At 40.3% G+C, this 23057-nt stretch carries 27 protein-coding genes; 6 read left to right on the top strand and 21 right to left on the bottom strand.

The window, feature by feature from the left end; translation table 11 throughout:
• Nucleotides 1–101 precede the first annotated feature (101 nt).
• The 3 genes from cpu_RS14180 to cpu_RS03465 all read right to left on the bottom strand — a co-directional run bounded on the left by cpu_RS14180 (nt 102) and on the right by cpu_RS03465 (nt 2785).
• Complete coding sequence (locus cpu_RS14180; RefSeq protein ID WP_075858646.1) at nt 102–434, bottom strand: rubredoxin-like domain-containing protein; 333 nt, start codon at nt 432–434, stop codon at nt 102–104.
• A gap of 53 nt (nt 435–487) precedes the next feature.
• Complete coding sequence (gene rbr / locus cpu_RS03470) at nt 488–1009, bottom strand: rubrerythrin (protein WP_075858644.1); 522 nt, start codon at nt 1007–1009, stop codon at nt 488–490.
• 249 nt (nt 1010–1258) lie between these two features.
• Entirely contained in the window at nt 1259–2785 is a 1527-nt protein-coding gene (locus cpu_RS03465; protein WP_075858642.1) for an SPOCS domain-containing protein, read from the bottom strand.
• Between the two features lie 141 nt (nt 2786–2926).
• Between cpu_RS03465 and cpu_RS03460 the strand changes: the two genes are divergently transcribed.
• A complete protein-coding gene (locus tag cpu_RS03460; RefSeq protein ID WP_075858640.1) occupies nt 2927–3478 on the top strand; it encodes a CAP domain-containing protein in 552 nt (183 codons plus the stop codon).
• A gap of 195 nt (nt 3479–3673) precedes the next feature.
• Here the strand turns inward: cpu_RS03460 and cpu_RS03455 are convergent, their stop codons facing one another.
• Nucleotides 3674–3922, bottom strand: a complete 249-nt coding sequence (locus cpu_RS03455) for a hypothetical protein (RefSeq protein ID WP_075858638.1) — start codon at nt 3920–3922, stop codon at nt 3674–3676.
• Between the two features lie 102 nt (nt 3923–4024).
• On the opposite strand from cpu_RS03455, the gene cpu_RS03450 reads away from it, so the two are divergent.
• Nucleotides 4025–4315: a YbaB/EbfC family nucleoid-associated protein gene (locus cpu_RS03450; protein ID WP_075858636.1), complete on the top strand. Its 291-nt coding sequence runs from the start codon at nt 4025–4027 to the stop codon at nt 4313–4315.
• Nucleotides 4316–4367: 52 nt separating this feature from the next.
• On the opposite strand, the gene cpu_RS03445 is transcribed toward cpu_RS03450, so the two are convergent.
• Nucleotides 4368–4772, bottom strand: a complete 405-nt coding sequence (locus cpu_RS03445) for a ferritin family protein (protein WP_075858634.1) — start codon at nt 4770–4772, stop codon at nt 4368–4370.
• 523 nt (nt 4773–5295) lie between these two features.
• Between cpu_RS03445 and cpu_RS03440 the strand changes: the two genes are divergently transcribed.
• Together cpu_RS03440 and cpu_RS03435 are read left to right on the top strand one after the other, a co-directional pair.
• Nucleotides 5296–5682 (top strand): hypothetical protein, encoded by a 387-nt coding sequence (locus tag cpu_RS03440; protein ID WP_075858632.1) that lies wholly within the window; start codon nt 5296–5298, stop codon nt 5680–5682.
• 253 nt (nt 5683–5935) lie between these two features.
• A complete protein-coding gene (locus cpu_RS03435) occupies nt 5936–6613 on the top strand; it encodes a hypothetical protein (protein WP_075858630.1) in 678 nt (225 codons plus the stop codon).
• A gap of 35 nt (nt 6614–6648) precedes the next feature.
• On the opposite strand, the gene cpu_RS03430 is transcribed toward cpu_RS03435, so the two are convergent.
• From cpu_RS03430 to cpu_RS03410, 5 genes are all read right to left on the bottom strand, one after another.
• The gene (locus cpu_RS03430) at nt 6649–7515 is read right to left on the bottom strand and encodes a glycosyltransferase (protein WP_075858628.1); all 867 of its coding nucleotides are present in this window, start codon (nt 7513–7515) and stop codon (nt 6649–6651) included.
• A 60-nt stretch (nt 7516–7575) separates the two neighbouring features.
• Nucleotides 7576–8445 (bottom strand): glycosyltransferase family 2 protein, encoded by an 870-nt coding sequence (locus tag cpu_RS03425; protein WP_075858626.1) that lies wholly within the window; start codon nt 8443–8445, stop codon nt 7576–7578.
• Between the two features lie 15 nt (nt 8446–8460).
• A complete protein-coding gene (locus tag cpu_RS03420; protein WP_075858624.1) occupies nt 8461–8748 on the bottom strand; it encodes a hypothetical protein in 288 nt (95 codons plus the stop codon).
• 13 nt (nt 8749–8761) lie between these two features.
• The gene (gene yabG / locus cpu_RS03415) at nt 8762–9604 is read right to left on the bottom strand and encodes a sporulation peptidase YabG (RefSeq protein WP_075858622.1); all 843 of its coding nucleotides are present in this window, start codon (nt 9602–9604) and stop codon (nt 8762–8764) included.
• A 154-nt stretch (nt 9605–9758) separates the two neighbouring features.
• Nucleotides 9759–10580: a DNRLRE domain-containing protein gene (locus tag cpu_RS03410; protein ID WP_075858620.1), complete on the bottom strand. Its 822-nt coding sequence runs from the start codon at nt 10578–10580 to the stop codon at nt 9759–9761.
• 121 nt (nt 10581–10701) lie between these two features.
• On the opposite strand from cpu_RS03410, the gene cpu_RS03405 reads away from it, so the two are divergent.
• Nucleotides 10702–11394, top strand: coding sequence for a DUF6385 domain-containing protein (locus cpu_RS03405; RefSeq protein WP_075858618.1), 693 nt, complete (start codon nt 10702–10704; stop codon nt 11392–11394).
• A gap of 51 nt (nt 11395–11445) precedes the next feature.
• Here the strand turns inward: cpu_RS03405 and cpu_RS03400 are convergent, their stop codons facing one another.
• The 6 genes from cpu_RS03400 to metG all read right to left on the bottom strand — a co-directional run bounded on the left by cpu_RS03400 (nt 11446) and on the right by metG (nt 18088).
• Nucleotides 11446–11937, bottom strand: coding sequence for a ribonuclease H-like YkuK family protein (locus cpu_RS03400; protein WP_075858616.1), 492 nt, complete (start codon nt 11935–11937; stop codon nt 11446–11448).
• 86 nt (nt 11938–12023) lie between these two features.
• Nucleotides 12024–12914, bottom strand: a complete 891-nt coding sequence (gene rsmA / locus cpu_RS03395; RefSeq protein WP_075858614.1) for a 16S rRNA (adenine(1518)-N(6)/adenine(1519)-N(6))-dimethyltransferase RsmA — start codon at nt 12912–12914, stop codon at nt 12024–12026.
• 230 nt (nt 12915–13144) lie between these two features.
• The gene (locus cpu_RS03390) at nt 13145–14152 is read right to left on the bottom strand and encodes a resuscitation-promoting factor (protein WP_075858612.1); all 1008 of its coding nucleotides are present in this window, start codon (nt 14150–14152) and stop codon (nt 13145–13147) included.
• A gap of 322 nt (nt 14153–14474) precedes the next feature.
• Nucleotides 14475–14999, bottom strand: a complete 525-nt coding sequence (gene cobO / locus cpu_RS03385) for a cob(I)yrinic acid a,c-diamide adenosyltransferase (protein WP_075858610.1) — start codon at nt 14997–14999, stop codon at nt 14475–14477.
• Nucleotides 15000–15106: 107 nt separating this feature from the next.
• Nucleotides 15107–15871, bottom strand: coding sequence for a TatD family hydrolase (locus cpu_RS03380; RefSeq protein ID WP_075858608.1), 765 nt, complete (start codon nt 15869–15871; stop codon nt 15107–15109).
• 249 nt (nt 15872–16120) lie between these two features.
• Complete coding sequence (gene metG, locus cpu_RS03375; RefSeq protein WP_075858606.1) at nt 16121–18088, bottom strand: methionine--tRNA ligase; 1968 nt, start codon at nt 18086–18088, stop codon at nt 16121–16123.
• Nucleotides 18089–18273: 185 nt separating this feature from the next.
• Here metG and cpu_RS03370 point away from each other — a divergent pair, with 185 nt between their 5' ends.
• Nucleotides 18274–18531 carry an AbrB/MazE/SpoVT family DNA-binding domain-containing protein gene (locus tag cpu_RS03370; protein ID WP_439951466.1) on the top strand — a complete coding sequence of 86 codons (258 nt, stop codon included), beginning with the start codon at nt 18274–18276 and terminating at the stop codon, nt 18529–18531.
• Nucleotides 18532–18604: 73 nt separating this feature from the next.
• On the opposite strand, the gene cpu_RS03365 is transcribed toward cpu_RS03370, so the two are convergent.
• The 5 genes from cpu_RS03365 to scfB form a co-directional block, all read right to left on the bottom strand.
• Complete coding sequence (locus cpu_RS03365; RefSeq protein ID WP_075858602.1) at nt 18605–19375, bottom strand: gluzincin family metallopeptidase; 771 nt, start codon at nt 19373–19375, stop codon at nt 18605–18607.
• Nucleotides 19376–19458: 83 nt separating this feature from the next.
• Nucleotides 19459–20058, bottom strand: a complete 600-nt coding sequence (locus tag cpu_RS03360; RefSeq protein ID WP_075858600.1) for a tetratricopeptide repeat protein — start codon at nt 20056–20058, stop codon at nt 19459–19461.
• A 143-nt stretch (nt 20059–20201) separates the two neighbouring features.
• Complete coding sequence (locus cpu_RS03355; protein ID WP_075858598.1) at nt 20202–20852, bottom strand: M23 family metallopeptidase; 651 nt, start codon at nt 20850–20852, stop codon at nt 20202–20204.
• Nucleotides 20853–20952: 100 nt separating this feature from the next.
• Nucleotides 20953–21495, bottom strand: coding sequence for a hypothetical protein (locus tag cpu_RS03350; protein WP_075858596.1), 543 nt, complete (start codon nt 21493–21495; stop codon nt 20953–20955).
• Between the two features lie 96 nt (nt 21496–21591).
• Nucleotides 21592–22965 carry a thioether cross-link-forming SCIFF peptide maturase gene (gene scfB, locus cpu_RS03345; protein WP_075858594.1) on the bottom strand — a complete coding sequence of 458 codons (1374 nt, stop codon included), beginning with the start codon at nt 22963–22965 and terminating at the stop codon, nt 21592–21594.
• Nucleotides 22966–23057 lie beyond the last annotated feature (92 nt).

Raw genomic sequence — 23057 nt, 5'->3', positions numbered from 1 at the left:
AGCCTTACGGTTTGAAAAAGGCAGCTTTAACTGCCTTTGCAGGGCCAACTGCTGAAGCCAGCCCTGCAATTATTTCCAATCTCCAACCTCAAACTTCCAATTTACCCCCATTTTTGCTTGGTCATGTGGGTAGCAAGCTCGGCTTTCACCATTTGCCGAAGTTCATAAGCGGCTTTTTGGGCCTTTTCAAAAACATCTACACAACCCGGATCTAACTTAATTTCCAAACCCCTTTTAGCAAGATCAGCGATAATTTCTAAGTGCACCGCCAGTTTCATATGTATATCGTTGGTCTCTCGGGACTTTAAGACAAGTCCGGCCACATCATCATCAAGCTTATTAAATTTTTCCTTAGGAGCACCGCATTTAGGGCACTTATCGGGAGCATCGTCTCCATCCCAGATAAATCCACACACCGAGCATTTAAAAAGCATTTGATATCCCTCCTTTTTTAATTGCGGTACTAACCACTTACCGGTTACGACCATTAATAGTTTTCACTTAAAGGCATGTAGTAGCCTTTAGCGTGCTTGCAAACCGGGCAGACTTCCGGCGGTTCCGTCCCTTCCACAATAAATCCGCATTCACTGCACTGCCAGCGAATAGCCGTATCCCGCTTTAGTACTTTCCCCTGATTTACCATATCCAAAAGCTTTTGATACCTCTGGGCATGGAATTTTTCAATGGTAGCCAGTCTTTCAAAAAGCTCTGCCGCTTCAATCTCTCCTTCTTCCCGGGCAATTTTGGCAAATTCAGGATACATATCGGTATACTCGTAGGTTTCTCCGTCCATCGCCGCTCTTAAATTAGCTGCGGTATCTCCTAAAGCCCCTAAAAGCTTAAAAAGCTGTTCAGCGTGTTCTTTTTCGTTTTGTGCCGTTTCTTCAAAGTATTTGGCAATTTCCATTAAACCTTCTTTTTTGGCAACGGCGGCAAAAAAGGTATATTTGTTTCTCGCCTGACTTTCACCAGCAAAGGCTGCCAGTAAATTGTCTCTCGTTTTACCCATTTAAACCCCTCCTCCTTGGTAAAATTTTGTTACCTTTATTATAGTAATTATTTTCTTTAAAATCAATCAAAAAAAATTAATAATAACTATTATTATTCAAAAAATTTTTCTTAAATTTTCTAACATTATTTGCCAAAGTATAAAAATTAGCTTTTGAAATAAAACTATAAACAAAGCGGGAAGAAATCCCAAAAGTTTCGTTGAGGAAGCCCCTTAGACGAAACCGGGATTTCCGCCCGCTTTAAATTTTTATCCAAGGGGTGGACCTGCCGTTACGGGAATTAAAATAATATCCCCGGGCATTAAGTTATACGGATCTTTGCCAGGATTTAGCTTTAAGATTTCCTCCACCGGCACTCCGATTTTCCTGGCAATTTTATAAAAAGTATCTCCAGGTTTAATTTCGTACTTAATTGTTTTCGGAATTGACGGAGGCATCTCGGGAGGCATACCGGCCACTTCTCCCACCTCAGTTACTACTTCCTGGGATATCGTTTGGGTAGCTTTGACTCTAACCTGAACTACCGCTTCAGCTTTAAGGATGCAATTATCCACAACTTTAACATCGACATATTCCACTTTAGGCCAGATAGATAGATTTTGTCCCGGTTGAGCACCGGGAACGTTTATTGTAAGCCTGAAAGGTACTGAAAGGTCAAGATGGTGGACTTCTGCTGATCCTTCCGGTAAATACATTACCCCAAGCATTGTCTCCCCATTAATTTCGGCCTGCCCGTCCGTTAAGCGGGAAGTATTAACCATAACTTTCTCCTGATGAATATGCAGGATTTTTACTTCTTCATCAAGTTTACACTCTTTTTGCGCAATAGCTTGGGCAGCATTTTCACCCACCACTTTTTCTGCTAAAAGCTTCATGGTGGTGTAATTGGCACCGGTAAGCTTGGTTACTACTCTTAGCTGCTTTTCCATTAAAGCCTGCGCCGAAAATTTTAGGCGAGCTTCAATTTTTAGTTCTCGCTCGCTAAGTTTTGCTGCTTTTATCTCTAACACTTCACCGCCTACCTCGGCCATCATTCCTTCCTGAGCCATGGAGACTTCCACAAATTCAAAGACTGGAAGAACAAAACGAACAGTATATTCGTGGTCCTCATGGTAATAAGTGACGTTTACTGCTATCTCCCCTTCCACCACCACTTTCCCGGTTAAAGTTCGAAAGGTTCTAGCCCGAAATTCTCCGGTAACATCCCGAACACCGTCGATATCGGGTTTTTCGCGAGGCAACTTAACCCTGCTCTGATAGGATTTTTCTTTTTCACCCATCCCGATTACTGCATCTACTTTAATTAAACTCTTTTCCGGAAGGAAGTTATCTGGCACGTCAATCACCACATCCATCACAGTAGGTTTTACCGCCCGCACCTTATTTTTAAGAGTTATTTCCACCGAAAACTCTTTCCCGTTAGCCTCTGCACTTTCCTTAAAATCCATAACCTCTGAATTTGTCTTAAGCATAGCCTCTTTGCTAATCCCGGGTAAATCCAGTAAATCCTCAAAAGGTAGATTCTTTGCAAAATGCTGCACTTCATCGTGTCGCTTTTGAGCTAAGTAGTAAAGATGAACGGTAACAGTCCCATTTATCCTAATCTTGCCGTTTTCAACCATGGCCTTCTGAATTTTACTTTCAGCATAGGTTCTTATTACCTTTCCAATTGGTGGCAAGTAGGAAGGAAGATCAATTGTACTTAATAGCTTTAGTTCTTTTTCCACTTCGCCAACCAAAACATTTACCTTTAATTGCTCTTTAAAAACATCCATTTTTTCACCTCCTTTTCTTCTTAATTTATAGTATGAATCGTAACTAAAAGGCGTTTTTCCAGAATTTTTAGGATTAATTTAATCATATTTATCTTTTATAATTAAGACAAGCCGTAGCTTAAAACTAGGGAGGGATAATTTATGAAAAAGTTTGTTTTCCTTATACTTTTAATTTTTCTTTTGCTGGCAACTGTTGTTCCGGCTTTTGCTTATACCCTAAATATTGTAATCATCCCCAAAACCACTCCTTCGGTTACCCCTGTACCAACGGCACCGGTTAACAATCCTACCCCTGGAGTTGTACTTACTGCTGATGAACAAAGATTTTTAGAACTTACCAACCAGGCTCGAATTAAAAATGGCTTAAAACCTTTAACCTTAGACCCAAGGCTGGTGCAAACGGCCCGGCTTAAAGCCCAGGATATGGCCAAGCTTGGCTATTTTGGCCATTACTCCCCCACTTACGGCAAACCTTCTACGATGATGATTGCTTTCGGGATAAAAGACTACCGGTGGATCGGCGGAGAAAATTTAGCCCAGAACTCTACCGTGGACCGGGCTTTTACGGCATTAATGAACAGCCCGACCCACCGCGCCAACATTTTAGACCCCCGCTACACCCATATCGGGGTAGCTTCCGTTACCGGCGGCCGTTACGGTAAGCTCTGGGTCCAGCACTTCTGCGGAAAGTAGTAAAAAAGGGACAGTCCCCGAATTATCCTTGTACGGTAATTTTAGGGACTGTCCCTAAAAACCCGCCGGGAGGCGGGTTTTTAAGTTAGTCTTCATTTAAGACGAAGAGAACTAAAATGAACAGGAAGAAAAACATCCATTCATTATTTCTCCAGCTCATCTTTCTCCCTCCTTTTGCTTTCTACCTTATAATATTCAAGAGGCTTCACTGGGGTTACTACCGGGTTTGTATTCGAGGATTTCGCGTAAGTTTGAAATAGTAAAACTTATGGTAGATAAGGTTTTCTTAAACGTATCTAAAGTAAAGCTTACCGACCGTATGTGACGATCCATATCTTCGGACAGGGCAATTAAGACCACAATAATTAGAAGAATTTTCAAGTTTTTATTTGAGGCAAAATTAAATGAAGCCTGTTCGGGTAGAGCATTTATCGCCTCCTCCATAACTTCACCTCCTTTATTAAATTATGAAAAAAAAGGTACCGTGGTTCTTTTTTTTAATTGCCGCATAATATGGTATTAAAGAACTTTTGGGAGGTGGAGAAATTGGATTTAGATAAACTTTTGGCCCAGGGAAAAAAGGAACTTTTAGCTAAAAAAATTGAAACAGTAAGTCCCGGTGGCGGGATTAAAGTAGTCTTAAACGGATTGATGGAAGTAATGGAAATAAAAATAAGCCCTTCTCTTTTTAAAGAAGAAAAAGTAGATTATTTAGAAAAATTGTTAAAAGAAACTTTTAACTTGGCTGCTAAAAGAGCGCAAAAAATAATTGCCCAGGAAGTAGAAAAAAACCTTGCCAGCTCCCCATTAAGTAATCTTTTTAATCTTTTTAGCTAAACCAAAAAACCCTCTCAATTCCAGACCGGAAAATTGAGAGGGTCATTTTTTGCTAAAGGGTATTATAAAGAGCTTGAAATTTTTCCAAATGCACAATCTCATCATTTCTAATTTCATAAATAACCCGATCAACTTTTTCTAAGGTTGAATAATTAATAAGATCCAGATAATCTCTAATTGCCGCTTCTTCACCGGCAATTGCTTTTTGTACAGCCTCTTTCATGTTGGTAACTTTTTCTGGTATTGTTCCACTTATTACGGGGTTTTTACCGGTTAAATCCCTGTATAGATCAGACAATTTTACAATATGTTCCCTTTCATCATGGCGGGCTTCAACAAATGCTTCACGTATTAAATAATCATTTGAAGCTTTTAACACTTCGGTGTAAAAAAGTTCGGCTTCTTTTTCGGCTTTAAGCGCTTTATCGAGCATAGTTACGAGTTTATCGTAATCCATATTCACCCCTTCTTCCTGTTTTTTATAAAAAAAGCCCTCCAGAGAGGGCTTTTAATTTACTCTTCCATACCAAAGATTAATAAAATTAAAAAGAAAAATAGTAAGAAATTCATAGGACGTTGGTGATGATGCTCATGATTGCCACTGAAACCCATACGCTGACCTCCTTTCACCCGCTCCCGAGTATTTACAAATTAATCCTCTATGCCAAAGATCAAGAGGATGAGGATTAGGAACAAAAAGAAATCCATGCCTCTTTTTTGAAAGCCCATTACACTACCCCCTTTTCAGAATTATAAGTTTCATGGTCGTGGTCCTCATGATGATCCTTCAGACCAAAGATCAAAAGGATTAGGATGAATAGCAAGAACCATCTGTTACCTCCGTGTGTTGACATTAGCGTCCCTCCTTTTACTCTGTCTAATTTAACTTATGAAAATAAAAGCTAAGAGGTTACAGCAGTTCTAAAATATTCTTTAAATACATAAAATGTTAAAAGACACTAATAAGCCGAGGTGGTAAAATGGCTGAGGAAAAAGAAAGTAGTGGCTCCTTAATAGACACGTTTTTATACCTATTAGAACTGGAAGGAAAAAGGAGCATCGATGCCGATAAGGTTTTACTAACTATGCTTTTACTAAATATCACCGCTGTAACCAACCTGGTACTGCAACGGCTTTCTCCTAACAGTTTTCAAAGGGCAGTTCCAAGCTCTGCTCCCCAGGCAAGTGATTTAAGCTCCCTTATGCCCATACTCACTTCCTTAGTGCAAAGTAAAGGTGGTGGTAGCGGAAATTTAAACCCGGCATTAATTAGCCTTTTAACCAATTTTTTAGCTCAAACTTCCGAACCCCCAAAAAAAGAACTCCCTCCGGAAAAGGAGGGGAAGAAAGACGACCACCGAAAGTAGGAAAAAAAAATCCGCTGGTCTGGCGCATCTAGCAGTCTCCATCCAGTAATACCAAGAAGAGCAAAAGGAAGAAGAAAGTTACGACCCAGTGGTGGTGGTGACGAACAGTCATGTCTTTGCACCTCCCTTTTCCCCTTTGCTATTAGAATATGAAAAAATTTTTTTAAAGGTTTCTGACAGCACCCTTTTCTAAAAAACTTCATATTATACAATAGCACCGAACAAATAAAAGCTTTGGAAGGGAGGAAATTACATGCGCCAGGTTGAAGTAAACTGCTGTCCGGTGGTCATGGACGCGGTTACCGAGTCAGGGATAAAGTGCTTCCACAACACCCACATTCTCTGTAAAGATACCAATGGCAATTGCATTCCAATTGACGCTTGTATTTTAAAAGCTATCGTTTATGACTTAAATATTATTTCAGTTCAACAGGTTAATGGCTGCATGAACATTAAAGGTACCTACAGGGTGAGGGTCCTTTACGAATTTGATAACCAAACCCAGGTAGGTACTGCCGACGAGCAATTTGATTTTGATATAAACGTACCATTAGCTAAAACCGACTGCATCGTTGCTAAGTGCGACTGCTGCGAGGAAGAATGTGCAACCGCCACTAAAATCCATGTAATTTTTGCTACCGTTGAAATGGATACCACCGGTTCCTGTCAGGGGCAATGCACGGGTTCTCCCGTTGTCCGCATCAGAGTAATTGTGGAAAAAGAATTTATGGCGTTTAAACACTGTAAAGCAGTGGTCTGTCTGCCTCTTTGCCCACCCGAGTTCTGTACTCCCGGCGAAGGACCTCCAGCAGGCGAATGCCCGGATTATCTGGAAACTACCGAGTGTCCATCCTGGTGTCAGGATAATCCCAATACCCCGGATAATGAATGCACCTCCTGCCCGCCACCACAAGTTACCGGAACCCCATAAAAAATTCCCCCCTCTATACCGGGGGGATTTTTCATTTAAAAAACAATTTTAAATTTCTTGAAAAACCAGTCATCATCATATTTTCTGGCCTTAAAAAGTTCCTGCCTTCTTGTCCAGGGATAGGTAAACAGTATTTCCCCAAAAGCTTCGGGAAAATCCGACCAGTGGCTATAAAGCTTTAAAATTTTTTTCACCCGTTCTTCACTTAGATGGTTTAGGGCCAAAATAAAAAGATTTTTTATGGTAGCTTTTCTGCTGGTAGGGTAAGGTTGACGCTCCCGAAATAAATGATAAACTACAACTTTAGGCGCTACTAAGAGGCGATAGCCCATTAGCCAGAGTCGCAGGGACAGCTCGGCATCTTCCCACCCCCACCTCTCCATTAATTCTTCAAAACCACCTAATTCAAAAAACACTTTACTTTTTAATACCATCAGCCCTCCGGGCATTACAGGAACTTCGACTACTTCTTTGGGTTTAGAGAGCCACACAAGGCGAAATTCTGGCGAAAGGGTCTGCCCATAACCAATCCTATCCGGTTCGGCAAGGGAAGCAATCGCCGGGCATACGCCCCCTACATCTTTTTCCGCTAAGACACCTTCTAAGTAATCAAGCCAAAAAGACTGATAACTCATGTGAGCATCAGAAAAAACCAGGTATTTGCCCGAAGCATATTTGGCCCCCAAGTTTTTGGCCCGGGCAAGGCCTATCCCTTCGGTTTTTATTAGTTTTATTTGGTTATATCTTGAGTCTTTTTCGATAAAAGCGGTGGAGTGATCGGTTGAACCATCATCTACTACAATTATTTCAAAGGGCTTTCCCACCCGGTTATGGGTTAAAGAAAAAATTGTATTCTTCAGATTTATACCTTCATTTTTCGTGGTTATTATGATCGAAAACATAAAAATACCCCCTCAGTTTAATTTATGAAATTTCGGGGGTAAAAGAACCTTTTTTTAATTTTAAAAATCTATTCCAAAAGTGCTAAAGTACCAGTCATCGTCATAAACCCTTATTTTTAAATATTTTTCTCGAAGCTGCCAAAGTTTTTGCTCCTTTGCTAGCTTTTCGGTTATTGTAAAAGCCCGGGGAAAACGGTTAATTTTAGTTAACACCTTTAAAATTCTCTGAGTCTTAAAATGTAAACAGGCAAGCCATCCTAAATTAAATAAGACATTTTCATTATATCCTTTATAAGTTTGGCCACTTCTGAATAAATGAAAAACTTTGGTCTTGGGGGTAACTAACAAATTAAAACCAAAAAGCAAGGCCCGAAGGGAAAATTCACAATCATCGTATCCCCAAATTTTCAAATCCTCATCATAGCCACCAAGAACATCAAAATCACTTTTTTTAATTAACATAAATCCCCCGGGTAGCATCGGAACCTTTTCTACAACGTTGGTCTTATAACTTCGCCAACACGGTAAAAGTTCCTCATTTAATGTAAGCCCCATTCCAACACGATGGGGTTCTAACAAAGAAGCAACTAAAGGAGATAAAATCGTTTTTTCTTTGAGGTCTTCTAACATCCTGTCTAACCAGAAATCTTCAACCAGGATATGGGCATCGGAAAAAAGAAGAACCTCTCCTTTGGCCTGACTTGCTCCTATATTTTTGGCCTTGGTTATGCCGGACCGTTTTAATTTAATAAGGTCAATATTTTTATACCGACTGGAGTTTAAAAAAGCAGTACTCTGGTCTGTAGAACCATCATCTACAACTATTATTTGAAAAGGTATTTTGGTTTTTGCCGCAAGAAAACTTTCAACAGTTTTTCGTAACCACTGCCCTTCATTATAGGAAATAATAATTATTGAGGCTAATGCCAATGGTTTGCCCTCCCATCACTCTCTTAAAGTTATCCCCAATTTTTTTAAAAGCATTTTTACCTCCAAACTTTTTGGGCCATTAATGGTTATTTCATTTCCATACTTTTTCATTAAGGTTAAAAATTCATGCCAGAGCTTATGCTCCTCCATGGTTAAAATGGAAAGTGAACCATCATTAAAGCCCAAAGCTTTGCCTTCCACCAATCCCCTTTCATACCCCGCTTCAAAACCTTCAGCAAAACCTTCGGTATACCCAAGTCTTTTCCCTTCAAAAAATCCTTTTTCAAACTTATCAGTATTCATTTAGCTATCCCTCCTAAACCATAGGAAAACCAAGCCGCAATTTACCCCGGGTATCTACTCCACCTATACCTTTAGACCCGGTTATAGTGTTAATTACTACTTCTCTCACCGTTAAGGGATCGTAAATTGAGGAATAAGCTATTTTTTCAGCAACAAAAACAGGATCATAGGCATGGATTAAAACCCTTTCCGGAGCACTTGCAAAATTTGCTCCCGCTTCAAGTAAAGCTTCAAAATACGATTGACAGGCACCAGCAAAAATAACAAGATTATCTTTATCCCGGTCTATCTTTTGCCGTAAAATTCTAACCGCTTCTACGAAATAGCGGGAGTTGCGATAACTATTTAAATCTTTAAGATTTGATTTATTTTTTAAAAGAGCATCGTGTCCGGTTAATACTACAATATCCGGTAAATGCTTATAATAAAGTTCTTCAACGCGCTCTGGCTGGTCTTTTTCTGGCACAACATAGCCATATGACGGTATATTTAACTCCTGATAAGTGTGTAAGCACATTTCTAAATAATTGGGATCTCCATCTAAGTGCAAAACCGTTCCCGGCCTTTTAAAATACTGCTCCCCCTGGTCTCCCCGCATATAATACCTTAAGTTCCTTTCTTTCCTTATATAATCTTTTTTTTCCCGGACCTTATCCATTATGCGACTTAGATATCTCTGGTAATCAGCCGTATTAATTTTCACCAAATCCGTTAAGGGAGCATCGGCACATAAGCGAACATCTATGCCTTTTAAATGAGCTATTTCCACATTATTTTTTTTATTAACCTCCACTACTCGAAAGTAAATATCCATCCCATAAGACTTTCTAGCAACTATATCACCTACTGAAATCACTGGCGTACCTCCTTTACTCTTTTTTATTAAAATATTCAATCTTAAAAATATTGGTGAAGCATTAAAAAAACAAAAGCTCTTACCATTTTTTAAACGGCAAGAGCTTTTGTTTTTTACTTTCTGTTATGGAATTCCGAACTTTCTTCCATAAATTTTAAAAGTTTCGTCCCTGAAAATAAATTTTAAATTGCGAACCTCGATAAGCCACCCGAGCATATCGGGTAATCACGTTGGGAATAAGGATTAAAATTTGTCCTGGCAATAACAGTTTTACTTCGCTATCCCTCACCCACGAAACACCATCAGCGCCAACTTCTAAAACAACCTCTCCGGGTGTGCTTCCGAAATTTTCAATAATAAAGCTATAATTTAAAGTTAAAACATCTATCGCAGGAAGATATTTCCAATTTATCCCTGCAACAACAATAAATTCTTGGTCAATTTTATCATTTAAATTTCTGGTGTACTCTACTGTAAGTTTTGGCCAGTAATCGGAATAACCTTCTTCCCGGCTTTTAAAGCCAATTAAATTATTTTGGACCTCATTGGCCATCCGTAAAAGCACTCCAAAATTAGCACTATCCCCAATAAGCCAGCTTCTTACCAGGTTTGTAATATTAAAATCTATAAAGGTGTTCACTTCCCCGGTAATAGTAACTTCTCCTTCCTCAGGTAGCGCAACGGAAGGTTGGTTGTACCAGTTTAAAAGTTTTTCATCCCAGGAAGAAATTACCCGAAATAATTTTAAAGTTTTTACAATTGCAGGAATGGAGTTAAAAAAAAGATATAAAGACAAGGTTGCTGACCTTATCTCATAGCCTTCAAGACCGGTCAGGTCAAAAAATATATAGGAGCGGTAAGTTTTATTATAGGACCTTCCGACAAATAGCTCTCTTTGCCCAAAGATTGAACCGTAAATATTTGGATACACCACATACGTATCACTTCTTGGAGGTTTTATGGTTTTGGTAGCCATTTTTCATTCCCCCTCTATTTTAGTTTATTCAAATAGTCCTTTATTGGTTTAGTAACCCCTCATGGTTTCTTCTCATAAAATAAATCAGAACACCCTAATCTTAATAAAGGAGGTTTTTTAAATGCCTAACTTTAAAGTTTTGCAGGATCAGCCAGAAAAACTAAAAAACCAGGCGTACGGCTTTGATGGTACAGTTGTTCGGCCACTTAAAACAGATGATACAGGGCGTCCGGATATCAGACCTTTAGCAAATTCCACCGATAGTATCTTGGTTTACGGCAACGATGGTACCACCAACCAGGTTCTAAAAACCAATAGTTCCGGTTACGTTGCCGTTTACACCGACGGTGCCACCGCTTTAAACATTACCGCTACTGACTTTGATATCAGAAATCTTTCCAACATCCAAGATAACATCCTTATTTATGGTTACGACGGCACCCAGAATCGGGCCATTAAAACCGATGCTAGCGGAAACCTTCTGTCATCTACAATCCGTACATTTAGCGAGTATACCGAAGCGGTAATCACCGGTGATACCTACACCGGCTCCACAGCCCAGGACGTATCAACTATGGCCACCTACACCATGTTTGTAAAAAATACCGGCGCCACCAATTCAGCTACCGTAAAGCTCCAGATAAGCCCCAACAACTCCGACTGGCTGGACGATTCAGCTGAAGTAACCCTCACTCCCGGAAGCAGCACTGCTTTTACTGTTTCTACTTTTCTTAGATACATCCGGGTAGCGTATAAATCCACCCTTCCTGGCCAATCCACCGATTTAAGCGTCATTTTCCAAGGACAGTCGTAAAAAAACCCTCTTGCTTCTACGCAAGAGGGTTTTTGTTAGGGCAGGCTTTAGCTATTTGGTATACTTATCCGCCACCGACGTTGCTCCATACGCTTCCGGCTTAATTTTAGGAGTAAAGCCGGAGCCTAAGACCATCCCTACCACTTCTTTAATGAGCTCCCGGGTCTCGCCTTTATTGCCTACATCGATGTGGATTTCCACCGGCAGTTCTGAACGTCCGTGTTTGGAAAAGTAGTGAGCAACCTGGCTTCCAACTTCCAAGCTTAAAGCGGTTTCAAAAAAAATTTTTTGCCGTAAGCTTACTACATGCCGCTCGCTTTTTTTCTTATAGTAGTAGCGAGCCCCTTTGCCGATCCGGTGCACTACAATGGCCGTCACAAACACCGTTTCATCGTTTTTAGCCTGGGAGTCGGAGCCAATGATAATTTTATAAGAAGACGTTGGGAGTCCTGCAATGTAGGCTTCGATATCTTCCATCACCCGGGTAAAGGTAAGAAGGCCTTTAGTCGGGCTAAAATAAATTTCTTCCCGCTTTTTGGGCATATTATCCCTTCTTTTCTATCATTACGCTTTTTCTTTATGTCGGTGGTCGGTGGTCAGTAAAAACATTTTCTTTTTATGAAGTAGCTTTAGCTGCCTAATTCCTTTGTGAGGCATCTCATCATTATTTGGCTTAGGTGGTAAAAATGTTCCGGACTTACTTGTTCTGCCCGAAAACTGGGATTTATCCCGGTCTTTAATAAAATCTCCTCTACACAATCCCGCTCTAAGCCCAAAACCCCGGACAGCGATTTGGCGATGGTTTTTCGGCGCATTGCAAAAGCCGCCCGGACCACCCGGAAAAAGTTTTGCCGCTCATCTGGGGTAAGTAGATTTTCTTTTAATGTAAATCTTACCACCGCCGACTCCACATCCGGCGGCGGGAAAAAAACAGTACGCGGAACTTTTAAAACTATTTTTGGATCAGAAAAAAACTGGCAGGCAACCGACAAGCTGCCATAAGCTTTGCTACCGGGTTTTGCTATTATTCTTTCGGCAACTTCCTTTTGCATCATTAAGGTCATGCTGAAAACATTACACCCTTCTTCAAACACTTTAAAGATTAAAGGGCTCGTGGCATAATAAGGTAAATTAGCTACGATTAAGTAAGGTTTTCCCTGAAAGCCAAATTCACCGTTGGTATGCTCCGCCATTACCCGGTCAAAATCTACTTCCCGGGCATCGGCATTTACCACCACAACATTCCCCAGGTCCCCGGTAGTTTCAGCTAGGACCGGTAAAAGCTTTTTGTCAATTTCCAGAGCCACGACTTTTTTTGAAGCCTTGGCTAAAAGCCGGGTTAATACTCCAGCTCCCGGCCCTATTTCTAAAACCCCATCGGTTTTTTTAATTTCTGCTTTCTCTATTATTTTAGATAATATCCCATAATCGGTCAAAAAATGCTGGCCCAAGCCGTGGTATAAGGTAAGATTATGTTTTGCCAAGATTTCTTTTAGAGTATTGGGCGACCAAAGATTCATGGTTAACTCCTTTTTTGTAAAAATTGTTATTTTTGTAGTGGCAGCCCTATTGGAAGTTGGATGTTAGAGATTTGAGGTTAGAAATTATAAATTATAAAGGCTATTACACTTTTGCCACCAATCACTGTTTTTTAGAGGTAGCTTTAGCTGCCAATTTTATTTACGTCGACAGAGTCGGTTCTACTATTATTACTTATATTATAAACAGAAAAAAGGCAGTTTTCCTGCCTTTATTCTAACACATATACGCGGGTAAATCTTCGCCCCCAGCTTATCGCTTCGCCGTAGCTATCAAAGAAAAGGTCTACCCTGGCCCCTTTTATGGCACTACCAGTGTCTAAAGCGGTACCATAGCCGTAGCCGTCGATATAAAGCCGGGTACCGTAAGGGATAACATCGGGATCCACCGCCACCACACCCCGGTGGGGATAAACTCCGGTAGCTGTACGGTAGCCGGTATGGGTGTAGGCAGTAGCCACTACTTCTATTACCCGGGAAAATCTAATAACTTTGCCTCCCCGGGAGACGGTGTCTTTAGTTCCAACGAGGATTACTTCATCCACCGGTTTTTTAACCACTTCTTGTTTTACCACTTCTTTTTTTACCACTTTACCGTCGTAATAAGTTATTTTATAGTAAGTGCGGGCAAGGCCAGTTTTCCCTTTAGTTAAAACTTTGGTCCGGCCTTTAAAAAGGCCGTTAGTAGGCCTCTTAATAGTCCGGAAAGCCAGAGCTACCTCCTGGGTCTTTTCTTCTACCTTGACCCGAATTATTTTTACTTCGGTATTAATGCCAACTAATTCCGAAGGGGAAGGCTCTACAATGTCCTGAGGGCCAACGGTAATCCCCGCTTCTTTAATAGCATCGGCAATGGTTTTAGCAACGGTTAATAGCTTAATTTCTCGTCCATCAACAGCAATTTTCACCGGTTTAGCCCGGTTAATGACTATCTTTTCTCCTTCTTTTAATTTAGCGGTTAACGGTACATTAATTGTATCTTTTAATCCTAAGATACGGTTTGTTTCTTTTAAAAGCTCCTCTACCGTTGCGGCTTTGGTTTTTAACACCAACGTTTTGCCATCGTCCACAATGGTAACTTCTTTTACGATATAGATATAATAGCTTACGCCGAAAATTAAAATTAAAATAAGCCCCAATGCCAGCCCCAGAACCCCGGTTCTCTTTTTATACCTGGGAATTACTGCGGTCTTTACATCAGGTATATACCATTCTTTCATTTATTCACCACCTATTAGAAGTTGGAGGTATAGAGTTGAAAATTAGAAAAATTAATTTTTTAAATTTATATTCGGTTATTTAATAGTAAATTCCTCCCAGTATAACAAAAAACCTTACTACATTATATGCCATTCTTTTTGGTTTTACAACAAAACAATCTCTATCCAAAAGAAGAGAATTGTGAAATTATGTAGCTTTAGGAGAAAATTATAAGTAGCTTTTCGTAAAATAAGTCATCAAAAAACCTTATATCCCCGATAATCCTGTTTTTTGACAAAAAAAACTTTAACCCCCTGAACTTTGATGGTTCAGGGGGTATTTTTAAAACTCGATTCCTTTTTGGGCAGGAATACCTTTTTGGTAGGGATGCTTTATTTCCCGGATTTCTGAGACTAAATCTGCCGCATCAATTATCCGCTCTGAGGCATTTCTTCCCGTTAAAACTAGATGGAGTTTTTCCGGTTTAATTTTTATTAAATCCAGCACCTGTTCTTCGTCAACAAGGCCATAGCCAATGGAGTAAATGATTTCATCAAGAATTATCATATCCCAGTTTCCTGAGAGAATCTCTTTTTTAGCCTCAATTAAAGCTTCCTGGGCAGCCCTACGGTGCTCGTCAAATTTTTCTTCGGATAAAAAGCCTTCCCCGAGCTGGCGCATAACAAAACGCTCCCCTAAAGCTTCGGCAGCTTTTAACTCTCCATATTTCCAGCCACCTTTAATAAACTGTAAAACTAAAATCCGCATCCCCTGCCCCCAGGCCCGAAAGGCCATGCCTAAAGCTGAGGTAGTCTTACCCTTGCCATTTCCGGTAAAAACCAGGACAAGCCCCTTCTCTTTCCCCATAATTTTTCCCCCTCTTTTAACAGTGGCCTATTAGAAGTTGGAAGCTGGAGGTTAGAAAAAACCTAATTCCAATTTCCAACCTCTAATCTTTGACCTCTCTAATGGTCCTACAAATTAAATAGCTTTTTTGTGTTGGCAGTAAAAGCCAAAAAGGCTTCTTCTTTGGGCAAACCTTTTATCCGGGCGATTTCTTCGGCCACCAGGGTTACTAAGCCCGGCTCGTTTCTCCGCCCCCGAAAAGGTTCCGGGGTTAGATAAGGACAGTCGGTTTCCACTAAAAGGTAGTCCAGCGGCACTTTTTTAGCGACTTCTTTTCCTTTGACATTGTTTTTAAAAGTAAGAGGTCCCGCTAAGGAGATGAAAAAATTAAGCTCCTTAATATACCTTTCTGCAAGCTCCACCGAGCCGGAAAAGCAGTGTATTACCCCGAAAACGCCCTTTGCATGTTCCTTTAAGATGTCAAAAACCTCCTGGTGGGCATCCCGGTCGTGAATAATAACCGGCTTTCCTTTTTCCCGGACAAGTTTTAACTGGCGGATAAAAGCTTCCCGCTGGATATCCCGCGGTGATAAATCCCGGTAAAAATCAAGGCCAATTTCCCCTAAGGCCACTACCCGGGGATGGTCTAAAAGCTGGTAGAGACGATCATAAACCCGGTCATTTAGGGTTTTGGCATATTGGGGATGGATGCCTACAGCGGCGTAAATTTCCGGATATTTATCCGCTAATCTTACTGCTTCTTCCGATGTGGGAAGATCATAGCCTACAGTGATAATCTTTACTACACCGTTTTGCCGGGCCCGTTTTAAAACCTCTTCTAAGTCATTTTTAAATTTTGGGTCGTTTAAATGGGCGTGACTGTCAATAAGCATAGGCATCTCTCCTAGTTTTTATTTTTCGTAGGGTGCACTTCCGTGCGCTTTTTTCTTGGTCGACAGAAGTCGGCCTTTCACACCTCTCACTGCTCACTTCTTATTTGTAGGGCAGGCTCGCACAGAAGAGATAAGAAAATAAAATTTTCTTTCTCAAAGATCAATTGATCCTTTGACCAATTGTCTTTATAAGGAGCAATACCTGCCCTACAAACTTTTAACAAGGGGGAGACTTGCAAATTTCCGTTTTTATTTTACTTTGCTTCCTGGTGGGATCTGGTCGTCAACAAATAATACTTGAAGATTTCCATTGCCGGAAGCTGCTAATATCATACCCTGGGATTCGATACCCCGTAATTTTGCTGGCTGCAAGTTTGCTACAATAACCAGCTGTTTTCCTACTAAGGCTTCTGGTTCATAATACTGGGCAATACCGGCGACAATGGTGCGTTCTTCGTCTCCAAGGGTAACTTTTAGCTTTAAAAGCCTATCAGTTTTGGGAACCCGTTCAGCCTCAAGAACCTTAGCAACCTTTAGCTCTATTTTAGCAAATTCGTCTATAGTAATGAGAGATTTTTCTGGGATTTGTTCGGTCACAGATATTTCCTCCTTTTTATCAGCTAAAGCCGCACCTGCGGTTTCGCCACCGGAAGTTGGCTCTACGTCCCCTACGGGATTTAACATTACTTCAGGGTCAAGGCGGGGGAATAACGGCTCACCTTTTTTCGTTTTTACCCCTGCCGGGAGTCGTCCCCAGTTGGATAAAGATTCCCAGGTAAAGAGGTCTTCCTCACTAACACCTAACTGAGCTGCAACTTTTGCCGGGAAGTTGGGCATTACGGGTTTTAGTAAAACGGTGATAAACCTATATCCTTCCAGCACCACGTAAAGGACGGTCTTTAACCGCTCAATTTTGCCTTCCTTGTTTAAACTCCAGGGAGCCACTTCATCGATATATTTATTTAGCCTGGTAACAAGCCGCCAGATATTAGCTAACGCCCCCGCCAGGTCAAACTTATTCATTAACTCTTCCGTTTCTTTAGGCAGCGCCTGAGCAAGGTCAATTACTTCTCTGTCGATTTCTTCATACTCATACGGTAGAGGTATTTCGCCCCCTAAAAACTTTTCCAACATGGACAGGGTGCGATTTAAAAGATTACCAAGGTCATTGGCTAAGTCAACATTTATTCGATTAATTAACGCTTCTTCCGAATAAACCGCATCCAAACCTAAAGGCATTTCCCGGACTAAAAAGTAGCGAACCGCATCCACTCCGTATTTTTCAATTAATTTTACCGGGTCAACAACATTGCCTTTTGACTTAGACATCTTGCCCCCTTCTAAAACAAACCAGCCGTGACCTACCACTTTTTTGGGTAATTCTACCCCAAGGGCTAACAAAATTATTGGCCAGATTACCGTATGAAAACGGACAATGTCTTTACCGACCAAGTGGACATCCGCCGGCCAGTATTTCTGGAAAAGCTTGTCATCTTCTGTTCCATAACCCAAAGCGGAAATATAATTGGTCAGGGCATCGACCCAAACATACGCCACGTGCTTTGGATCAAAAGGTACCGGTATCCCCCAGTTAAAGGTCGTCCGCGAAACACACAGGTCTTCTAACCCCTGCTTTATAAAATTTATCATTTCGTTTCTACGAGATTCGGGAACAATAAATTCCGGATTTTCTTCAATATGCTTTAAAAGCTTATCCGCGTATTTTGACATTTTAAAGAAATAGCTTTCTTCCCGTACCCACTCTACCGGTCGGCCGCAGTCAGGACAGTTGCCGTCAATAAGTTTTCCTTCGGTCCAGAAGGTTTCACAGGGAGTGCAGTACCAGCCTTCATAGGCAGACTTATAGATATCTCCCTGCTCGTACAGTTTTTGAAAGATCGCCTGTACCACTTTTTTATGCCGCTCTTCGGTAGTGCGGATAAAATCGTTATAGCTGATGTCCAAAAGCCGCCATAATTCTTTAAAGCTTTCGACAATCGGATCAACATATTCCTTGGGAGAAAGCCCTTTGCTTTTAGCTTTCCTTTCAATTTTCTGACCGTGTTCATCGGAACCGGTTAAAAACCAGACATCATGCCCTGTCATCCTCTTAAACCGGGCCATGGTATCCGCTGCCACTGTGGTATAAGCATGACCAATATGTAAGGTATCACTGGGATAATAAATTGGTGTTGTTATATAAAAACTCTTACCCACTTAAAACACGCCTCCTGCCTTACAGGTACTTTTTGGTGATATCGTACCAAACTTAACAATAACCGTCAACTGCTTAGAATTTTTTAATAAAATTGGACAAACCTTATTGACTATTAGAGTTAACTTTGGTAATATTTAGCTGAAAGAATTTTGTCGAATATTGCAATAATAAAGGAGGAGAATTCATCATGAAATCGACTGGAATAGTCAGAAAAGTAGATGAGCTCGGCCGGGTAGTTATCCCCATTGAGCTGAGAAGAACTTTGGGCATTGAAGAAAAGGATGCTCTGGAAATTTACGTTGACAACGAAAAAATCATCCTCAAAAAGTACGAACCTGCCTGCATTTTCTGCGGTAACGCCGCAAACGTACATCATTATAAAGGTAAGCTCGTTTGCACCGACTGCTTAAAATCTTTGGCTGAGGACGCAAAAGCAATATAAAAAGCGAAGCATCTGCTTCGCTTTTTATATTTTTTGTAGGGGCAACCCTTTTGGAAGTTGGAACCTCAACCCTCTAAAACGGCATATTTAATTTATACCAAATTATAAAGTTTTTAAAGAGATCTTTTTCCCGTTCACCGTAAACCTTTATAAAAGCTTTATCTTTTCCGCTTCTTTTTACTTCCTCTAAAAATTTATCTATCCCCTCTCTACCCTTTTTCTTTTCTAAAAACTTGATAAAATAATAACTTTGCCGATAAGCAGCATACTGATTTTCGGCATCATCGAGGTTTTTTTCTAATTCAAGAATTGAAATAAATACTTTCTTTTCATCTCCCAAAAAAGCAGGGGGTAAACCAAGATTAACTTCTATCCACTGGGCAAGCCCTTCGTGTAAATAGCGCGAAAGTTTACCACCGGTTTTAAGGTCTAGTAAAAAATGGGCCATTTCATGGGCTAAGGCTTTACTTTCTAAATCCTCAGAAAGATAAACAACTCCTCCCCAGTAATACCCCTCACTTGGCGGGGAAAATAACCCCCCTAAACTTTGTTTTTTTTGAAAAATAATTACTACCCGCTCTTTACCTTCATAAGAAAAATACTTTTTTTCTTTTTGAAAAAGGTTGTTTACTTTTATTAAATAGCTTTGGGGTATAGGCTTTTTACTTACTACAGTTATATCTTGATACAGATAAATTTTTGCCTGGGTAAATCTATACCCTAACAAAAAAACTTCTTGTTTTAATGTAAGCCATTCTTTAAAGGAAATTTGACCCAGGAAAAGAAATGCCGCTAAAAAAATAAAAATTAATCCTTTTCTTCGGGCAAATAATAAAGCCCGCATGGGGATTTCCTCCTCTATGGGGCCTTTTTTACAATTATATTATATTATTTTTAATATTTATGATAGTTTAAAATTCTGGCAGTTTATTTTTTACCGCTACCACTATTTAAGCTTTTTTCAAAATCACTAATTATTTGTTTTGCGTTTTGCACATCAGGAGATGTAGGGTCAGATAAAGCTATTGCTTTTTGGAGTTCGGCAATTCCTTCTTTATAATTTTGCTTACCGTACCCCAGGAAGATCCCGTAATTAAAATGAGCTTTAGGGTGATTGGGGTCAATTTTTAACGCCTCTTGAACCTGTTTTATGGCATCATCCACCTGACCGATATAAAAAAGGGCAATTGCCCGGTCAACCATCACCGGAACATTAGTGCTGTTTAGCTCTAAAATTTTGCCTAAATAATAGGCAGATTTTAAGTATCCTTCCGGTGTGCCTTTATCAAATAAAGTAATAGCTAGCTGATACATCTTATTTACATCTGCAGGATTTGCCAGTACTTCCGCCTCTAAAGCAATTGCCGGGTCAATTCCTTGATTGGTTTGGGTTGATGTGGTTCCGGTATTGTTGCCAATAGTCCAGGCAACCGATGATGCCACCAAGCCAAACCCCAAAAATAAAGCAATTGTCCATAAAATTATTTTTTGTTGCCGCTTTTTTGCTCTTAATTGTAAAATACTCATTTTATCTCCCCTTACGCAGTCAATTTCTATATATAAATTCTTCTTTCTTTTTCCGAATCCTGCTTTATTATGTTAATTTTTTAACAAATAAATTTTATCAATATAAAGAAAGCGAGCTAAAAGCCCGCTTTACTTTTCTTATTTTACGGTAAGTATCTTAAAGGATTTACCGGATTTCCGTTAATTAAGATTTCAAAATGCAGGTGGGAACCAGTAGAACGGCCGGTACTACCAATTAGACCAATTACTTCCCCTGCTTCTACTCTCTGCCCGACTCGTACCAAAATTTTGGACAGATGGCCATACTTAGTTTTATAAGGCCCGACATGGTCCAAGACAATAAGCTTCCCATAGCCATCTTCCCAGCCGGCAAAGGTCACAACCCCTTCCCGGGAGGCCCGTACCGGATCACCGGTAGAGCCATCAATATCTATACCTTCATGCATCCTACCCCAGCGCTCGCCAAAGGGGGAGTTAATTCCTCCGCGTGCAGGCCAGATAAATCTTTCCGCTTCATCCCGGGAAGCTATTAAGCGGGCCTTCCGGGACGTTTTCTGGGTTTTTTTCACCGCAACCTTTGGGGAAACTTTTTTTACCTTAGCATTATTAAACTGGTTTTTAGTAGTATTGCTTTGAGCTAAAACCAAACTTGGCTCTAAGCTAACAAGTAAAGCATTGGGAAAAACTTTAGCTTTTTCAATATGGAAAATACCTTGAGAGGTATTGCCTAAGACAATGATATAGGCTACAAACATTACCACCGTTATTAGAAATAGCTTCTTAGCTAACCTCATTTAAAACCTCCAAATTGACCATAATCTTTAAATATTTTACCAAAATTTTTTCTTTTTGTCCAACAAAAGCAAAAAAAAAGACAGGGTATACCCCTGCCCTTTATACACTTGATAAAACAAATTGTTTATGAAGAGCAGTATAAATTGCTACTACCTCCAGCGGGTGAAAATCCTTCACACAGCTTACCAATTTCGGAATTTCAATTACCACAAACCCCTTTAAAAGCGTTACCGGTGGAAGGTTTTTTCCATATAAGAGATTATTAACAATATCGTTACAGTCTATTTCCAATGCTGCATTGGGAAGTAAAGTTTCAGTAATTTTATCTCCGATTATAGGATTATTGTGTTCTCCTTCCGGCAGCGCTATTACCGCCTTTTTATTAAAGGAAATTGTATGATCGGTAAGGTTTATTACATTGATCGCCGTGGCATAATTAGCAGGCTTTAATGGCGGCTCTTCGCCCGGTGGCAATGTTGCCTCTGGAGGTCCTGAAGGGTTTGGAATGAAGCCGCAAATAAATTTTACCGGATAAACCAAAATTCTCCGACCACCTAATAGCTGTTCGCGGGGCTTAATATACTCTACATCCAGGGAAAGTCCAGCACCAACGCCAATAGGAACAGGTGTAGGTAAACTCAAGGTAAATCCCTCCTTTTGGGTAAAAAATTATTTTACTTACTACTAAAGTATGTTTTTACCTTAAAAAAGGTTAAAGCCCCCAACCAAAAGGGAGCTTTAAATAAGACCTTCTTTCTTTAGGGCTAGATAGAGAGCAATTTCTACCCGCTTTTTCATCATTTCGCAAGAGGTTTTATAGGGCTTTAAAATATTTCCGGTCATATTAAGATTATTAGCATGGCAGCCACCGCTGCAGTAATACCGGGCCCAGCAGGAGGTACAATCGTTTTTATTATAAATATGGGCGTTTTTAAAGGTCTCTGGAATATCTTTATGGATAATCCCTTCATTTACATTCCCCATTCGATACTTTTCTTTGCCAACAAACTGGTGACAGGGATAAATATTTCCTTCTGGAGATACCGCCACATACTCAAAACCTGCTCCACAGCCGGAAAGCCTTTTATGAAGACATGGCCCTTCATAGGGATTTAAATTAAAGTGGAAAAATTCCACATTTTTTCCCTCCTGCCAGAGCTTATATAAATATTCTCCCAATTCGTCGTATTGAGCTTTTAAGACAGGTAAAAGCTGCTCTTTTAAAGCAAGGGGGGAAGATTCCGGCAGTACCACTGGCTCTAAGGAAATGGATTTAAATCCTTCCTGGGCCAAAGCCTTAAAGTCTTCGGCAAAGTCCGGATTTTGGGCGGTAAAAGTTCCACGGATATAATAGGAACGCTCCCCCCATTTCTCCAGGAATTTTTTGATATTTGTAAGTACTGTTTTATAAGACGCTTTGCCACCGGGTAGTGGACGCATTCGGTCGTGGACCTCTTCCCGGCCATCTAAGCTTAACACAACCCCCATATTGTGCTCGGCTAAAAACTCCCGAACTTCATCGGTAAGGAGGATGGCATTGGTGGTAAGGGTAAAGCTTATATTTTTACCAAAAGCCTGGGCTTTTTCTGTACCGTATATAACAGTCGCCTTAACCACTTCCCAGTTTAAAAGAGGTTCGCCCCCAAAAAAGTCCACCTCAAGGTTTTTTCGCTGCCCACTATTTTCTATTAAAAAATCAATGGCCTTTTGGGCGGTAGAAAGGGACATAAGCCCCCGTTCATGGCCATAACTTCCTGTTCCCGCAAAGCAGTAGCGACAGCGCATGTTGCAGTCATGAGCGATATTCAGGCACATAGCTTTTATTTCAGTTTTCGGAGGCTTATAGTGTTGTTGAAACTTATCCTCGGAAAAAAGCTGGCCTTCGGCAATTAAAGATTTTATTTCCTCTAATGCTTCCTTTATTTCCCCTGGAGAATAACGCCCCTCTAACTTTGGTAAAACCTTTTCTAAAGTAAGATCTTGTAAAGGAGCTTTTCCCTGGTACCCATCATAATCTTTGAGAATTTCGTAAGTAATTTCATCTAAGACATGAATGCCACCGGAAAATTCATCTATGGCAATATTGGTTCCTTTATAACGATAAATGTGCATATTAACCCTTCCTTTATCCACCTATTTCGTCTGCGGTCGGAGACGGTCTTACAAATAGACTTAAATAAAAAAATTAACCTAACCCATTGGAT

The organism is Carboxydothermus pertinax (genome assembly GCF_001950255.1).
Taxonomy (GTDB): domain Bacteria; phylum Bacillota; class Z-2901; order Carboxydothermales; family Carboxydothermaceae; genus Carboxydothermus; species Carboxydothermus pertinax.
The sequence above is the reverse complement of the archived record's forward strand: the minus strand, read 5'-3'. Positions and strand labels throughout refer to the sequence as shown.

Coding starts and splice junctions, on each gene's coding strand:
- cpu_RS14180 (WP_075858646.1), bottom strand. CDS start 434: ATGCTTTTTAAATGCTCGGTGTGTGGATTTATCTGGGATGGAGACGAT.
- rbr (WP_075858644.1), bottom strand. CDS start 1,009: ATGGGTAAAACGAGAGACAATTTACTGGCAGCCTTTGCTGGTGAAAGT.
- cpu_RS03465 (WP_075858642.1), bottom strand. CDS start 2,785: ATGGATGTTTTTAAAGAGCAATTAAAGGTAAATGTTTTGGTTGGCGAA.
- cpu_RS03460 (WP_075858640.1), top strand. CDS start 2,927: ATGAAAAAGTTTGTTTTCCTTATACTTTTAATTTTTCTTTTGCTGGCA.
- cpu_RS03455 (WP_075858638.1), bottom strand. CDS start 3,922: ATGGAGGAGGCGATAAATGCTCTACCCGAACAGGCTTCATTTAATTTT.
- cpu_RS03445 (WP_075858634.1), bottom strand. CDS start 4,772: ATGGATTACGATAAACTCGTAACTATGCTCGATAAAGCGCTTAAAGCC.
- cpu_RS03440 (WP_075858632.1), top strand. CDS start 5,296: ATGGCTGAGGAAAAAGAAAGTAGTGGCTCCTTAATAGACACGTTTTTA.
- cpu_RS03435 (WP_075858630.1), top strand. CDS start 5,936: ATGCGCCAGGTTGAAGTAAACTGCTGTCCGGTGGTCATGGACGCGGTT.
- cpu_RS03430 (WP_075858628.1), bottom strand. CDS start 7,515: ATGTTTTCGATCATAATAACCACGAAAAATGAAGGTATAAATCTGAAG.
- cpu_RS03420 (WP_075858624.1), bottom strand. CDS start 8,748: ATGAATACTGATAAGTTTGAAAAAGGATTTTTTGAAGGGAAAAGACTT.
- cpu_RS03410 (WP_075858620.1), bottom strand. CDS start 10,580: ATGGCTACCAAAACCATAAAACCTCCAAGAAGTGATACGTATGTGGTG.
- cpu_RS03405 (WP_075858618.1), top strand. CDS start 10,702: ATGCCTAACTTTAAAGTTTTGCAGGATCAGCCAGAAAAACTAAAAAAC.
- cpu_RS03400 (WP_075858616.1), bottom strand. CDS start 11,937: ATGCCCAAAAAGCGGGAAGAAATTTATTTTAGCCCGACTAAAGGCCTT.
- rsmA (WP_075858614.1), bottom strand. CDS start 12,914: ATGAATCTTTGGTCGCCCAATACTCTAAAAGAAATCTTGGCAAAACAT.
- cpu_RS03390 (WP_075858612.1), bottom strand. CDS start 14,152: ATGAAAGAATGGTATATACCTGATGTAAAGACCGCAGTAATTCCCAGG.
- cobO (WP_075858610.1), bottom strand. CDS start 14,999: ATGGGGAAAGAGAAGGGGCTTGTCCTGGTTTTTACCGGAAATGGCAAG.
- cpu_RS03380 (WP_075858608.1), bottom strand. CDS start 15,871: ATGCTTATTGACAGTCACGCCCATTTAAACGACCCAAAATTTAAAAAT.
- cpu_RS03365 (WP_075858602.1), bottom strand. CDS start 19,375: ATGCGGGCTTTATTATTTGCCCGAAGAAAAGGATTAATTTTTATTTTT.
- cpu_RS03360 (WP_075858600.1), bottom strand. CDS start 20,058: ATGAGTATTTTACAATTAAGAGCAAAAAAGCGGCAACAAAAAATAATT.
- cpu_RS03355 (WP_075858598.1), bottom strand. CDS start 20,852: ATGAGGTTAGCTAAGAAGCTATTTCTAATAACGGTGGTAATGTTTGTA.
- scfB (WP_075858594.1), bottom strand. CDS start 22,965: ATGCACATTTATCGTTATAAAGGAACCAATATTGCCATAGATGAATTT.